General features: G+C 73.4%; 13 protein-coding genes. 7 read left to right on the top strand and 6 right to left on the bottom strand.

Going from position 1 to position 14,094, the window contains the following annotated elements; genetic code table 11:
• Positions 1-13 precede the first annotated feature (13 nt).
• From ACQEVJ_RS03630 to ACQEVJ_RS03660, 7 genes are all read left to right on the top strand, one after another.
• Positions 14-619 (top strand): hypothetical protein, encoded by a 606-nt coding sequence (locus ACQEVJ_RS03630; protein ID WP_433097128.1) that lies wholly within the window; start codon positions 14-16, stop codon positions 617-619.
• Complete coding sequence (locus tag ACQEVJ_RS03635) at positions 616-1,305, top strand: response regulator transcription factor (RefSeq protein ID WP_433097130.1); 690 nt, start codon at positions 616-618, stop codon at positions 1,303-1,305. Before ACQEVJ_RS03630 ends, ACQEVJ_RS03635 begins: the two co-directional genes overlap by 4 nt.
• The gene (locus tag ACQEVJ_RS03640) at positions 1,289-2,881 is read left to right on the top strand and encodes a sensor histidine kinase (RefSeq protein WP_433097132.1); all 1,593 of its coding nucleotides are present in this window, start codon (positions 1,289-1,291) and stop codon (positions 2,879-2,881) included. Before ACQEVJ_RS03635 ends, ACQEVJ_RS03640 begins: the two co-directional genes overlap by 17 nt.
• Positions 2,882-2,887: 6 nt before the next feature.
• Complete coding sequence (locus ACQEVJ_RS03645) at positions 2,888-3,445, top strand: hypothetical protein (RefSeq protein WP_433097134.1); 558 nt, start codon at positions 2,888-2,890, stop codon at positions 3,443-3,445.
• A gap of 49 nt (positions 3,446-3,494) precedes the next feature.
• Complete coding sequence (locus ACQEVJ_RS03650; RefSeq protein WP_433097136.1) at positions 3,495-5,225, top strand: ABC transporter; 1,731 nt, start codon at positions 3,495-3,497, stop codon at positions 5,223-5,225.
• A complete protein-coding gene (locus tag ACQEVJ_RS03655) occupies positions 5,222-6,955 on the top strand; it encodes a GTPase (RefSeq protein ID WP_433097138.1) in 1,734 nt (577 codons plus the stop codon). Before ACQEVJ_RS03650 ends, ACQEVJ_RS03655 begins: the two co-directional genes overlap by 4 nt.
• 134 nt (positions 6,956-7,089) lie before the next feature.
• Complete coding sequence (locus ACQEVJ_RS03660) at positions 7,090-8,469, top strand: FAD-dependent oxidoreductase (protein WP_433097140.1); 1,380 nt, start codon at positions 7,090-7,092, stop codon at positions 8,467-8,469.
• A 2-nt stretch (positions 8,470-8,471) separates the two neighbouring features.
• Here ACQEVJ_RS03660 and ACQEVJ_RS03665 read toward each other — a convergent pair whose 3' ends face one another.
• From ACQEVJ_RS03665 to ACQEVJ_RS03690, 6 genes are all read right to left on the bottom strand, one after another.
• Entirely contained in the window at positions 8,472-9,563 is a 1,092-nt protein-coding gene (locus ACQEVJ_RS03665) for an SPFH domain-containing protein (protein ID WP_433097142.1), read from the bottom strand.
• A gap of 3 nt (positions 9,564-9,566) precedes the next feature.
• Positions 9,567-9,998, bottom strand: coding sequence for an NfeD family protein (locus ACQEVJ_RS03670; protein ID WP_433097144.1), 432 nt, complete (start codon positions 9,996-9,998; stop codon positions 9,567-9,569).
• 106 nt (positions 9,999-10,104) lie between these two features.
• Positions 10,105-10,536, bottom strand: a complete 432-nt coding sequence (locus tag ACQEVJ_RS03675; protein ID WP_433097146.1) for a VOC family protein — start codon at positions 10,534-10,536, stop codon at positions 10,105-10,107.
• A 46-nt stretch (positions 10,537-10,582) separates the two neighbouring features.
• On the bottom strand, positions 10,583-11,773 hold the full coding sequence (locus tag ACQEVJ_RS03680; RefSeq protein ID WP_433097148.1) for an Ig-like domain-containing protein: 1,191 nt from the start codon (positions 11,771-11,773) through the stop codon (positions 10,583-10,585).
• A gap of 38 nt (positions 11,774-11,811) precedes the next feature.
• Positions 11,812-12,903, bottom strand: a complete 1,092-nt coding sequence (fahA, locus tag ACQEVJ_RS03685) for a fumarylacetoacetase (RefSeq protein ID WP_433112548.1) — start codon at positions 12,901-12,903, stop codon at positions 11,812-11,814.
• Complete coding sequence (locus tag ACQEVJ_RS03690) at positions 12,900-14,066, bottom strand: homogentisate 1,2-dioxygenase (RefSeq protein ID WP_433097150.1); 1,167 nt, start codon at positions 14,064-14,066, stop codon at positions 12,900-12,902. The genes fahA and ACQEVJ_RS03690 overlap by 4 nt, the downstream gene beginning before the upstream one ends.
• Between the last annotated feature and the right edge of the window lie 28 nt (positions 14,067-14,094).

Consider the following 14,094-nt stretch of genomic DNA (forward strand, 5'->3'; position numbering starts at 1 on the left):
AAGGGAGATGGATGTGAGCAGGCACGACACCGAGGAGCTTCTGGAGACCTCGCCGTTCGACGACGACCTCCAGGAGGTGCTGGCGGCGCGTCCCGCCCGGGCGGGCGGGTCGAAGCTGACGCTCGCCCTGGCCGGAGGCGTCCTGCTCGTGGCCGGGCTGCTCCTCGGCATCCAGGTGCAGAAGCTCCTGGGCGGCTCCACGCCGGGACAGGTCCCGTCCCGCGCGGCCGGTGCCGGGGCGTACGCCGGCGCCGGTCAGGCCCCCGGGGGCGGTGGGCTCGGCGGCGGGTACGCACGAGGCGCGGGCGGGGGCGGCGGCTTCGCGGGCGGCGGCGCCGGACGCGCGGGCGGAGGGGCCGGCGCAGGCGCGGGCGGCATGACCTTCGGCACGGTCAAGCTGGTCGACGGCGACAAGATCTACGTCGAGACCGTGAACGGCGGCGTGGTCACGGTGACGACCTCGGGCGACACCAAGGTCCAGGTCACCCGGTCGGGGAAGGTCTCCGACCTCAAGCCGGGCAGCTTCGTCACCGTCGCGGGGAACGCGGACGCCCAGGGCCAGGTGGCGGCGACGACCGTCACCGAGGGCTCGGCCATGGGCCGGAGGGCGGGGTCGTGACCAGGGAGGGTCGCCTGCTGGTCGTCGACGACGAGCCCGACATCAGGGAGTTGCTGTCGGCGAGCCTCCGGTACGCCGGGTTCGAGGTGATCACCGCGTCCACCGGCCGCGAGGCGGTCCAGATCGCCGGCAAGGTGCGCCCCGACCTGATCCTGCTCGACGTCATGCTGCCGGATCTGGACGGCTTCGCCGTCTCCGACCGGCTCCACGCCTCCGGGCGGCGGGTCCCTGTGCTGTTCCTCACCGCCAGGGACGCGAACGAGGACAAGATCACCGGTCTCGGCTGCGGCGACGACTACGTCACCAAGCCGTTCAGCCTGGAGGAGGTGCTCGCGCGCATCCGGGCCGTGCTGCGCCGCACGCGCGGCGGCGACGCCGTCCCCGCCCGGCTGCTCGTCGCCGATCTGGAGCTCGACGAGGACTCCCGCCAGGTCTGGCGCGGCGGCGTCCCCGTACGGCTGTCGCCCACCGAGTTCAAGCTGCTGCACTACTTCATGGTCAACCAGGGCCGGGTGGTGTCGAAGGCGCAGATCCTCGACCACGTCTGGCACTACGACTTCGGCGGCGACCACAACGTGGTCGAGTCGTACGTCTCCTATCTCCGGCGCAAGATCGACACCACCGGGCCCAAGCTGATCCACACGCTCCGCGGCGTGGGCTATGTCCTCCGTGCGCCGCGTCAGTGACCTGCTCCACATCGGCGGGCCGGCCTGCGACGCCGGTGCGAAGGCCGGTGAGTCCACCCGCACCCGCCGGTGGCCCCGGCTGCCGCGCGCGGGCGCGCTGCTGCGCCTGCTGAGCATCCGCGAGCTGCGGCGGCGGGCCGCGAGGACCCCGCTCTGGCTGCGGCTCGTGGCGGGGACGCTGCTGCTCGTGGCGCTCGCGATCGCGCTGACCGGCGGCTTCGGCGTCCAGCTCCTTCGGGGCTACCTGGTGGACCGGGTCGACGGGCAGCTCATGGCCGTCGGCCGCCGCCCGGCCGACCTGCCGCCTCCGTCCCAGATGACGGGCAACATGTCCCGGCCGCCGCGGCAGTTCGGCTCGTACTACATCGTCCTGCTCGACCGGAACGGCGCCGTCGTCCGCACCGTCCAGGAGCCGCCGAACGCCGATCCGCTACCCGCGCTGCCCAGGCCCCGGCAGGACCGCGGGCAGTGGCTGTTCACGGTGGAGAGCCCCTCGGGAGCGCTGTGGCGGGCGATCGCCGTACGCGAGGAGGACGGCACCCGCTTCCGCGTCGCGGCCATCAGCCTGGCCGACATCGACGGCACGGTCTCCCGGCTGGTGGTGATCGTCTCAGGGGTCGGCCTCGCGGTGCTCGTCGCGCTCGGGATCGCCTGCTACTGGCTCGTACGGCGCAGCCTGCGCCCGCTGGGGGAGATCGAACGGACGGCGGAGGCGATCGCGGCAGGCGACCTGTCGCGGCGGGTCCCGCTCCGGCACCGGCGCACGGAGATGGGCCGTCTCGGCCGGTCCATCAACGGCATGCTCACGCAGATCGAGACGGCGTTCCAGGAGCGGGAGGCGTCGCAGGAGCGGATGCGCCGGTTCATGGCCGACGCCTCCCACGAGCTGCGCACCCCGCTCACCTCGATCCGCGGCTTCGCCGAGCTGTACCGGCAGCAGAGTTCGCAGGACCCCGTCCTGCTGCTGCGCCGCATCGAGGACCAGGCCGTACGGATGGGCCTGCTGGTGGACGACCTGCTGCTGCTCGCCAGGCTCGACCAGCAGCGCCCCCTCGAACGCCGCCCGGTCGACGTGCTCAGCCTCGCGGCGGGGGCGGTGCTCGACGCGCAGACCCTCGCGCCGGACCGGGAGATCGACCTGCTGCGGCTGGACGACTCCGACGAGCCGGTGCGGGTGCTCGGCGACGAGGCGCGGCTGCGCCAGGTCGTCGGCAACCTCGTCAGCAACGCCCTGCGGCACACCCCCGCGGGCACCGCCTTCCGCGTCGGCGTGGGGATCGTGTCCGGATCGCAGGCCCTCATCGAGGTGGCCGACGACGGGCCCGGCCTGGCCCCGGGCGACGTCGAGCGCGTCTTCGAGAGGTTCTACCGCGCCGATCCCTCGCGCAGCCGGTCGGATTCCGGCGGCACGGGACTCGGGCTGTCCATCGCCGCCGCTCTCGTCGAGGCCCACGGCGGCACCATCACGGCCGACAGCGAGCCCGGCCGCGGCGCGGTGTTCCGCGTCCGCCTCCCCGCGTGCCCTCCTCGAAGAGAGGTTCCTCGAAGAGAGGCTCCCGAAGAAAGGTTAGGGTGATCCCCCTTGCGATACCTGTCCATCGCGGTCGCCGCGGCGGCCCTGGCGGTCACGGTGACCGGCTGCGGCGGCGGTGACGACACCGCCGCCACGACCACCACCACGCAGGCGGCAGGCGGCGGCTCGAGCGCCGACCCCCGGGCCGCGTTCACCGAGTGCATGCGGAAGAACGGCGTCACGCTGCCGACCGGGCGTCCGTCCGGGATGCCGAGCGGACGGCCCAGCGGACGGCCCAGCGGCAGGCCCAGTGCTTGGCCGAGCGACCGGCCCGGCGGGGGTTTCGGCGGGTTCCGGTCGATGGACCCCGCGACGAGCAAGGCGTTCGAGGCGTGCCGCTCCCTGATGCCGCAAGGCGGCGGCCGGGGCGGGTTCGGCGGCGGGCGCGGCGTCGATCCGCAGGCCATGCAGGCGTTCCGCACCTGCATGAAGGACAACGGCGCCGAGCTGCCCGCCGACGGGCGCGTACGCGATCTGGCCACGGCGGACCCCAAGGTGGCCAAGGCGTACGAGAAGTGCAAGGTGCTGCTGCCCGCGCCCACTCCCGCTGCCGCGCCCAGCGCCTGAGCGGCCGGGGCGGCTGATTCGGCGGCCTTCCACAGGGAAGGTCGGGTGTATGGCGGGGAACACCGACAGGCTGCGGGCCGCCCTGGAGACCCTGCGGCGTCACCTCGATCAGGACCTGTTCCCCCTGGAGATCGGGGACGCCGCGGCCGACCGGCGCGTCCTGGGGGAGCTGCGCGGGCAGCTCGACGACTACCTGCTGCCCCGCCTGGCGGCCATCGACGCGCCGCTGCTGGCCGTGGTCGGCGGTTCCACCGGGGCGGGCAAGTCCACCCTGGTCAACTCGCTGGCCGGCGCGATCGTGACCGAGCCCGGGGTGCTGCGGCCCACCACGCTCGCGCCGACCCTGGTGTGCAACCCCGCCGACGCCGCCTGGTTCACCTCCGCCACCGTCCTGCCCGGGCTGGCCAGGGTGACGGGCGGGGCGGCCGGCGGGGGACGCGGCGAGCCGGGCACCCTGCGGATCGCCCCCGTGGACGCCCTGCCCCCCGGGCTGGCGCTGCTCGACGCCCCCGACATCGACTCGATCGTCACGGCTAACCGCGAGCTGGCCGCCCAGCTGCTCGCCGCGGCCGACCTGTGGCTGTTCGTCACGACCGCCGCGCGGTATGCCGACGAGGTGCCGTGGAGCTTCCTGCGCCTGGCCCGGGAGCGGAGCACGGCGCTCGCGGTGATCCTCCAGCGGGTCCCGGCCGAGGCACGCGAGCCCGTGGCCGCCGACCTCACCCGGCTCCTGCAGGAGAACGGCCTCGGCGGCACGCCGCTGTTCACCGTCGCCGAGCTGGAGCTGCCGTCGGAGCGCGCCCGGCTGCCCGCCCACGTCGTGCAGCCGATCGCGACTTGGCTCGCCGACCTGTCCGTGGACGCCAAGGCGCGGGCCGAGGTCGTACGGCGGACCCTGACCGGCGCCCTCGACAGCCTCGGCACCCGGGTGCCCGACCTGGCCGACCGGGTGGAGCGCCAGCGGGTGGGGATCGCCGAGCTGCGCGACATCGCGGGCAGGGCGTACGACGTGGCGATGTCGGCGTTCGACGAGGGGATGCGCGACGGCAGGCTGCTGCGCGGGGAGGTGCTGGCCCGCTGGCAGGACTTTGTCGGCACCGGCGACCTCATGCGGGCCCTGGAGTCCCGCATCGGCTGGCTGCGCGACCGCCTCGCCGCGGCCTTCCGCGGCCGCCCGGCGCCCGACAGGGAGCTTCGGGTCGCGCTGGAGAGCGGGGTGGAGTCGCTGATCCGCGCCACCGCCGACGCCGCCGCGGAGCGGGCCGTCGAGGCGTGGCTGGCCCTTCCCTCCGGGCGCGACCTGCTGGAGAGGTCCGGCGTCGCCGTCTCCGGGCGGCTCGGCCGCGCGTCCGCCGACCTGCCGAGCCGGGCAGGCGTGGCCGTACGCGACTGGCAGGGGCACGTGCTCGATCTCGTCCGCTCCGAGGGCGCCGACCGGCGCACGCTCGCCCGGGCGGCGTCGTTCGGCGTGAACAGCCTCGGCGTGCTGATCATGCTGGCGGTGTTCTCCACGACCGGGGGGATCACCGGCATCGAGCTGGGCATCGCCGGCGGCACCGGCGTGCTCAGCCAGAAGCTGCTCGAAGCCGTCTTCGGCGACCAGGCCGTGCGCACGCTGACCCAGGAGGCGCGCGAGGACCTGCGGCGGCGTGTCCGGGTGCTGCTCGACGACGAACGCGCCCGCTTCACCTCTCTGGTGGAGGGGCTGGGCCCGGCTCAGGAGACGGCTGCCCGCCTGCGGGAGGCCGCCAAGGCCGTACAGGAGAGGGGCGTCCTGTGAAGCTCCCGCGCAGGAAGGCGGAGGTGCCGCTGGACGACCGCCTGGAGGCGCTCGCGGAGGCCGCCGACCTGGCGGAGGGCCGGCTCGGCCGGGAGGCCGTGGACCACGCGCGCGCCGTGGTCGCCCGGGCCGGCGTACGGCGCGGCCTGTCGGTGGAGCACACCGCGGTCGCCCTCGCCGGGGCGACGGGGAGCGGCAAGTCGTCGCTGTTCAACGCCCTGTCCGGGACCGAGCTCGCGACGGTGGGGGTGACCCGGCCGACGACCGCCAAGGCGCAGGCGGCCCTGTGGGGCCCGGACGGCTCGGGACCGCTGCTCGACTGGCTCGACGTCCCGTTGCGCCACACGGTCGAGGGCGACGCGTCCGGGCTGATCCTGCTGGACCTGCCCGACCACGACTCCATCGAGCTGTCCCACCGCAGGGAGGTCGACCGCCTGGTCGCCGCGGTCGACCTGCTGGTCTGGGTGCTCGACCCGCAGAAGTACGCCGACGCGGCCGTGCACGAGCGCTACCTGCGCCCGCTCGCCCGGCACCGGGACGTCATGGTCGTCGTGCTCAACCAGGTGGACCGGCTGCCGGAGCGGTCGGTCAAGCGCTGTCTCGACGACCTGCGCGGCCTGCTGGCGGCCGACGGGCTGGAGGGGGCGCCGGTGCTCGGGGTCTCCGCCCGCACCGGCGAGGGCGTTCCCGAACTGCGGGCGCTGCTCGACCGCCAGGTCTCCCGCCATCGCGCCTGGTCGTCGCGTCTCGCCGCCGACGTGGCCTCGGCCGCCGCCGCGCTCTGGGCGGACACCCGACCCCCGGACACGCGACCCCCGGACACCCGACCCCCGGACACCCTGCCCCCGGCCGCCCGCGAGCCGGAGCCGGGCGGCGTGGCGCTGCCGGCGGGCACGTCACCGGCGGTGAAGACGCGGGAAGCACCGCCGGAGCAGCTGAAGGCGCCGGAGCCGGGGCGAGTGGCGGTGCCGGAGGTCACGGTGAGCAGGGCTCTGACGCGGGCGCTGGCACAGGCGGCCGGGGTGCCTGTCGTGGTCGAGGCGGTCGCGAAGTCGCATCGGCACCGCTCGGTCGCCGCGACGGGCTGGCCGGTGACGCGCTGGCTGCGCAGGCTGCGGCCCGATCCGCTGCGCCGTCTCCACCTGGCCAAGGGAGCCCGTTCCTCGCTGCCCGCGGCCACCGCCGTGGAGGTCTCGGCCGTGGACACCGCCCTGCGCGACGTCGGAGCCGCCGCCTCGGCCACGGTGCCCGAGCCGTGGGCGACAGCCGTACGGCACGCGGCGCGGGCGCGGTCCGAAGAGCTGACGGACGCCCTGGACCGCACGGTCGCCGCTGCGACATCGGGCGGCGTCTCCAGTGCCCCTCGGTGGTGGCGCGTGGCGGGGACGGCGCAGTGGCTGACCGTCGCCGCGATGGTCGCGGGCGCGATCTGGCTGCTCGTACGCTTCGCGCTGGACTACCTCATGCTGCCCGGGCTTCCCACCCCCACGGTCGGCCGGGCGCCGTGGCCGACCGTGCTCCTGCTGGGCGGCGCGCTGGCGGGGGTGCTGATCGCCGCGCTGTGCCGGGTGTTCGCCTGGGCCGGGGGACGGCGCAGGGCGCGCAGAGCCGCCAAGGCGTTGCGCGCCGGCATCGAACGGGTCGCCGGAGAGCTGATCGTCGCGCCCACCAGGGACGAGCTCGCCCGCTACGCCAGATTCGCCGACCGCATCACCCGCGCGGCCTCCTGACCCCGGAAGCCGTGATCAAGGGATGGGCAACGATCCCGGCGAAGGCGCCACTGAGAACGCCGGCGAACGGGCGGTGACAGGGGACGGCAGGCGCGTGACAGAGGTTTGGCAGAGCGGCCTGTCACGGTCGGGACATGCGTGAGAACACGGACGTACTGATCGTCGGAGCCGGGCCGACCGGGCTCACCCTCGCCGTGGACCTGGCCCGCCGGGGCGTCGCCTGCCGCATCGTCGACCAGGCGCCAGAGCCCTCGGGCGGCTCCAAGGGCAAGGGCCTGCAACCGCGTACGCAGGAGGTCTTCGACGACCTCGGGGTGATCGGCCCGATCCTGGCGGCGGCGACGCCCTACCCGCCGCTGCGGGTCAGGGTGGGCGCCGTGCCGATCTGGCAGGCCCGCATGCACAGGCCCGCCGGGGCCACGGACATGGTGCCGTACCCGACGGTGCTGATGCACCCGCAGTGGCGCACCGAGGCGGTGCTGCGCGAGCGCCTGACCGAGCTGGGCGGGAAGGTGGAGCAGAGCACCGCGCTGACCGGCTTCGAGCAGGACGCGGACGGGGTGACCGCCAGGCTCGGCACGGGAGAGAGCCTGCGGGCGCGTTACCTGGTCGCGGCGGACGGCGGCAGGAGCCCGGTACGCAAGGACCTCGGCATCGGCTTCACCGGCGAGACCCGCGAGGAGGAGCGGATGGCCCTCGGCGACGTACGCGTCGAGGGGCTCGGCCGGGACCACATCCACGTCTGGGTGCGGCCGGGCAGGGGGATGGTGGCGCTCTACCCGATGGCCGGCACCGACACCTTCCAGATGCTCGCCTCGCTGAAGCCGGGGGTCACGCCGGAGCAGACGTTGTCCGGTTATCAGCGGATGTTCGCCGAGAGGTCCATGCTGCGCGGGGTGCGCCTGACCGAGCTGCTGTGGTCATCCCTCTACCGGGTGAACATCCGCCTCGCCGACCGCTACCGCTCCGGCCGGGTCTTCCTGGCCGGGGACGCCGTCCACGTGCATCCGCCGGCGGGCGGGCAGGGGCTCAACACGGGCGTCCAGGACGCCTACAACCTGGGCTGGAAGCTCGCCCGGGTGCTCGACGGGGCGCCGGAGGCGCTGCTGGACACCTACGAGGAGGAGCGCAGGCCCGTCGCCGCCCGCGTGCTCGGTCTCAGCGTGGATCTGCTGGACAAGAAGTCCTACAAACGCGACGAGGACACCTACCAGCTCTCGCTGAGCTACCGGGGCGGCTCGCTCGCCCGGCGCGGCGGAGACCGGGTGCCGGACGGCCCGCTCCCGCTGGCGGACGGGACGCGGGCCCGCATGTTCGACCTGCTGCGGGGCCCGCACTTCACCCTGCTGTCCCCCGACCCCGCTCCGCGCGTCCCCGGTGGTCCCGAGGTGCGCGCGTACGCGCCGGCCGAGCCGTACGGCGGCGAGCGGCACACCCTCGTCCGGCCGGACGGGTACGCCGGGATCTCGACCTCCTCGGCCGAGGAGCTCGCCGCCTACCTGGCCATGGTGTGACCCTATTGGCGCTCGTCCGGGCGTACGGCGTGGGCAGGGTCGGGGTTCTGGACGCCGTCCGCGCCGAGGGTGGGCCGCCGGGACTCGATCTGGCGCGGTCCCAGCTCGCTGTCCTCGGCCGCAGCCTTGGCCTCGGCGGCGGCGCGCTCGGCCTCGGCGACCGCCTCGATGCCCGCCGCGCTCCGCTCGTGCCTGCCGTCCGCCACGGTGGCCCTGCTGGCGGGCAGCGACTCGGTGAACGCCTTCGACAGCGACTGGAGCGCCGAGGTGACCTCGCTCGGGATCACCCACATCGTGTTGCCCTGGCCCTGGGCGAGCTGGGGCAGCACCTGGAGGTACTGGTAGGCGAGCAGCTTGGGGTCGGGGTCGTTGCGGTGCACGGCCTGGAACACCTCGTCGATCGCCTGCGACTGACCCTGGGCCTTGAGGATCTGCGAGGTGCGCTCGCCCTCGGCGCGCAGGATCGCGCTCTGCTTCTCGCCTTCGGCCGTGAGGATCTGCGACTGCCGCTGGCCCTCGGCCGTGAGGATCGCCGCGCGCTTGTCCCGCTCGGCGCGCATCTGCTTCTCCATGGCGTCCTTGATGGTCTTCGGCGGGTCGATCGCCTTGATCTCGACCCGGTTGACCCGGATGCCCCACTTGCCGGTGGCCTCGTCCAGGACGCCGCGCAGCTGGCTGTTGATCATGTCACGAGAGGTGAGCGTCTTCTCCAGGTCCATGCCGCCGACCACGTTGCGCAGCGTCGTCACGGTGAGCTGCTCGACGCCCTGGATGAAGTTGGCGATCTCGTACTCCGCCGCCCGGGGATCGGTGACCTGGAAATACAGCACCGTGTCGATGTCCACGACGAGGTTGTCCTCGGTGATGACCGGCTGCGGTTTGAACGACACCACCTGCTCGCGCAGGTCCAGCAGCGGGCGGACCCGGTCGATGAAGGGGATGACGAAGTTCAGGCCGGGGCCCAGTGTGCGGTAGTACCTGCCCAGGCGCTCGACGTTGCCGGCTCTGGCCTGGGGCACGATCCGGACCGCCCGCAGCACCGTCAGGATCACGACGAACGCGATGACGATTCCGGCGATCACTGCTGCGTCCATTGCTCACTCCCGGGGGTAGACGAGGGCGGTGGCGCCCTCGATCTCTATGACATCGACCGTGGCCCCTGGCGGGATCACGAGCGTCTCGTCGTAGGCACGAGCCGACCACTCCTCGCCGCCGATCCGCACCCGGCCGTCCCTGCCGGTGACCTCCTTGGTCACGTACGCGGACTTGCCGACGAGCGCGGACACCCCGAAGCGCTTCGGGGGCGGCTGCTTGATGTGCCGGAGCGCGATCGGGCGCGCCCCGGCGAGGCCGGCTGCGGAGGCGATGACGAACACGGCGAGCTGGATCGCGGGCGGCAGCCCGACGACCGCGACCACGGTCGTGAGCAGGGCCGCGAGGGACAGCAGCCCCAAGGCCGCGGTCAGCGTGAAAATCTCCGCGACACCCAGCACCGCCGCCAGGATGAGCCATACGATCCAGGAGTTCATTGCCGCCTCCATAGCAATGAACGAACACCACTCGGGTCCGGTTCCTCCTTCTCAACCTAACGCCTACGCCGCCGGTCTCCCAGAGAGCCGGCTCTCACGCGGGGTTTCACGTAGGGGACGCGGTGACGCGGAACTCGTTGCCCTCGGGGTCGGCCATCAGGATGTGGTCGTCGAACGCCTCCAGGATCGTGCCGCCGGCGCGCACCAGCCGGGCGGCCTCCGCCCTGATCCGCTCCCACCGGTCGGCCGCCGTGCCGTCTCCCGGCACGCGGACGTCGATGTGGAGCCGGTTCTCCGCCGTCTTCCGCTCGGGGACCCGGAGGATGGAGAGCCGGGGGCCGACCCCCTCGGGGTCGCAGAGGCAGGCCCCGTCGTCCTCGGCGCCGCCGGCCGGCAGGTCGAACCGCGCGAACGGCTCCTCACTGGTCGCGTACCGGGCTGCCGGGATCTCGTCGACGTAGCCGAGCGCCGTCTTCCAGAACTCGGCGAGGAGCCGCGCGTTCTCGCAGTAAAGGGACAAATCGATTGCTACTGCCATGCCTAGACCGTAATGCAGGGAGCTGACTTGAACACGGCCACCTCTGTCAAGAGGCGGCGGGAGGAGTCTCGGCGCCGTCGTGCCGGAGGGCGCTGCCGGCCAGCCATCGGGGCCAGGAGAGCTGCCAGTAGCCCCAGCCGTTGTTCCACTCCAACTCGCGAGTGGTGCCGGTGACGATGACGGGATCGCCGCGCAGCGCGTGCTCGTAGAACCACCGCGCCTGGTCGGGCCGGACGTTCAGGCAGCCGTGGCTGACGTTGACCCGGCCCTGCGCCCACACGTTGTCCAGCGAGTGGACGTACTCGCCGCTGTTGGAGATCCGTACGGCGTGGTCGATGAGCTTGTCGTAGTAGCCGGGGTCGCCCTTGCGGCGGCCCGGCGAGACCATGCGGACGGGGTTGCCCTTGTCCATCGTCAGGTGGATCCCGCTCGTGGTCGTGTACTCCCTGGTGGTCGCCATGCCGGCGCTGATCGGCATGCGCTGGGCCACCCTGCCGTCCTGCCGCACCACCATCTGGTGGGTGCGGGTGTCGACCGTGCTGACCATGGCCCGCCCCACGGTGAAGGCCACGCTCCGGTCGGCGGCGCCGTACGTGCCGGGGGCGGCGTGGACGCCGGCGAGATGGGCGGTGAAGCGCACGTCGCCGCCGGCCGGCCACCACTTCCGCGGCCGGTAGACGACCTGGGTGGAGCTCGCCCAGTGCCAGGCGCCCTCGGCCGGGCCCCGGACCGCACGGACCTCCAGCGCCCGCTCGACCGCCGCGCGGTCCTCGACCGGCCCGGTGAACGTCACGATGATCGGCATGCCGATCCCGACGGTCTCCCCGTCATAGGGGACGATCGAGGCGACGGCGACCTCACGGCGCGGGGTGAGCGTGCGGAACCGGCCCGCGACCTGGGCGGCGACGCCTTGGGCGCCCGTCGCGACGGCGTTGACGACATACTGCGTGCCGGGACGCAGCGTCCACGACGACCGCCACACGGTGCGGGCCGGGTCGAACGCGCCGGGCACCGGCTCGCGCCCCGCGAACGCCAGCACGCTGGTCAGCCTGCCGCCCTCCGCCCTGACGACCAACCCCGCCCCCGGCGGGACCGCCGCCGCGCCGGAGGCCGGGGTGATCGTGATGCGCGGCGCGGGCGGCACGCGTACGGCGCAGCCCGCGGCAAGCGCGGGACAGGCCACGAGCAGCACCGCGAGCAGCGCGCGGGCGGCGGGAGGCAGGGTGCGTGGCTTCACGGGCACCCAAGATAGCGACGGGTGACGACAGGAACACGCTAAGTCGCAGGAAGGATCCTTCCCGAGACCTCGCCGAGGCTGATCCCGTGCGAGGTCCACGCGGTGATCGTGACGGTGTCGCCGTCCTCCAGGAAGATCCGGGTCTCGCCGGGCAGCTTGACGGGGTCCGCGCCGTTCCAGGTCAGCTCGATGAGCGAGCCCGGCTGCCCGATCGACGACACCGTCCCGCTCGCGAACAGGTCGCCGGTGCGGAGCCGGGCGCCGTTCACGGTCATGTGGGCGAGCATCTGGTCGGGCGTCCAGTACATGTCGCGGAACGACGGCGTCGAGACCGTCTCGCCGTTCAGGCCGACGCGCAGCGTGAGGTCGAGCCCCCACGGCGCCTGCCTGGTGAGGTACGGCAGGGGCTCGGGGTCCTGCGACCGGCCCTCGACCCTGGCCTCCTCCAGGGCGTCGAGCGGCGTGATCCACGCGGACATCGAGGTGGCGAACGACTTGCCCAGGAACGGCCCGAGCGGGACGTACTCCCACGCCTGGATGTCGCGGGCGCTCCAGTCGTTGACGAGCGCCACCCCGAAGACGTGGTCCTCGAACGCGCCCGCGCGCTCGCCGAGCCGCGTCGGCACCCCGACGACGAATCCGAGCTCCGCCTCGATGTCGAGCTTCTGCGACGGGCCGAACGACGGCCGCTGCCCGCACGGCCGCCTGATCGGCGTCCCCGAGACGACGACCGTGCCCGCCCGCCCGTGGTAGCCGACGGGCAGGTGCCGCCAGTTCGGCTTCAGCGGCTCGTCGTCAGGCCGGAACATCCGCCCGAGGTTCGACGCGTGCTCGAGCGAGGCGTAGAAGTCCACGTAGTCGGCCACCTCGACCGGCAGGTGCAGGGTCACCTCCGCCAGCGGGATCAGGTGGTCGCCCGTGGCCGCCGCCTCGCGTACCCGCGCGCGCGTCTCCTGCCAGGCCGCACGGCCCAGGGCCAGCAGCGGGTTGAGGCTGGGCGCCGCGTAGACGTCCCCGCCGAGGGCGGCCGCCAGGTCGAGGACCTGGCCCCCGACCCGGACGCCGACCCTGCGGGGCTCGCCGGGCCGGGAGAACACGCCGTACGGCAGGTTGTCGAGCCCGAAGCTCATCTCGCCCACGTCCACGCGTAGTCGGTGTCCTCGCACGCGAGGGCGGCCTGGCCGAGGTCGAGCGGGCGGAACGTGTCGATCATCACGGCCATCTCGGTCGTCTCGGTGTGTCCCTTGCGCACGGCCTCGACGGCGGCCTCCACCGCGCCCGGCTGCGGCCCATGCGTGAAGCCGGCCGGGTGGAGCGAGATCGAGCCGACGTCGATGCCCGACCCCCTCCTCGCCGTGTAGTCGCCGCCCACGTAGAACATGAACTCGTCGGAGTCCACGTTGTGGTGGTTGTACGGGATCGGCACGGCTTCGGGGTGGAAGTCCAGCGGCCGGGGACAGAACGAGCAGACGACGAAGCCCGGGCCCTCGAAGGTCTGGTGGACCGGCGGCGGCGCGTGGGTGCGCTTCACGATCGGCTCGAAGTCCTGGATGTTGAACGCGTAGGGGTAGAGGCAGCCGTCCCACCCCACCACGTCGAAGGGGTGGTGGGCGTAGGTCAGCCGGGTCAGCCCGCCCCGCGTCCTGACCAGGACCGGCACCTCCTCCCCATCCACGAGCAGCGGCTCGGCCGGCGCGCGCAGGTCGCGCTCGCAGTAGGGCGCGTGCTCCAGGAACTGGCCGAACTGGGACAGGTAGCGCTTCGGCGGCCTGATGTGCCCGGCCGCCTCGATCACCAGCGCCGTCACCGGGCCCTCGGGCACCCACCGGTGGATCGTCCCCGTCGGGATCACCACGTAGTCGCCCTCGGCCACGTCCAGCGCGCCGTACGCCGACTCGAACCGGGCCCGGCCGCTCGCGATGTAGACGCACTCGTCGCCCATCGAGTCGCGGTACAGCTCGCTGGGCGCCTGCGACGCGGCGTACGAGATGCGGACGTCGGAGTTGCCGGCGAGCGGCATCCGCCCGGAGACGAGGTCGCCGTCGGGCGTCAGGTCCTGAGTACGGAAATGGCGCGGGGACAGCGGCAGGTTGGGCGTGAGGCCGGGCGCCCCCGCGTCCACGGCCTCGGCCTTGACGATGGCGGTCGGCGCGTGGCGGTGGTAGAGCAGCGAGGAGTCGGAGGAGAAGCCTTCCTCTCCCATGAGCTCCTCCTTGTACAGCCCGCCGTCGGGTGTGCGGAACTGCACGTGGCGCTTGCGTGGCACTTCCCCGACCACCCGGTAGTACGGCATTGCGCCTCCTACGCCTGTCCGTTAATCG

The organism is Microbispora sp. CA-102843 (assembly GCF_050936215.1).
In the GTDB taxonomy this organism is placed as follows: domain Bacteria; phylum Actinomycetota; class Actinomycetes; order Streptosporangiales; family Streptosporangiaceae; genus Microbispora.

What these genes read in the sequence shown, in the direction of transcription:
- fahA (WP_433112548.1), bottom strand. Translation starts at nt 12,903, where the DNA reads ATGAGCTTCGGGCTCGACAACCTGCCGTACGGCGTGTTCTCCCGGCCC.
- ACQEVJ_RS03690 (WP_433097150.1), bottom strand. Translation starts at nt 14,066, where the DNA reads ATGCCGTACTACCGGGTGGTCGGGGAAGTGCCACGCAAGCGCCACGTG.
- ACQEVJ_RS03670 (WP_433097144.1), bottom strand. Translation starts at nt 9,998, where the DNA reads ATGAACTCCTGGATCGTATGGCTCATCCTGGCGGCGGTGCTGGGTGTC.
- ACQEVJ_RS03675 (WP_433097146.1), bottom strand. Translation starts at nt 10,536, where the DNA reads ATGGCAGTAGCAATCGATTTGTCCCTTTACTGCGAGAACGCGCGGCTC.
- ACQEVJ_RS03650 (WP_433097136.1), top strand. Translation starts at nt 3,495, where the DNA reads ATGGCGGGGAACACCGACAGGCTGCGGGCCGCCCTGGAGACCCTGCGG.
- ACQEVJ_RS03660 (WP_433097140.1), top strand. Translation starts at nt 7,090, where the DNA reads ATGCGTGAGAACACGGACGTACTGATCGTCGGAGCCGGGCCGACCGGG.
- ACQEVJ_RS03665 (WP_433097142.1), bottom strand. Translation starts at nt 9,563, where the DNA reads ATGGACGCAGCAGTGATCGCCGGAATCGTCATCGCGTTCGTCGTGATC.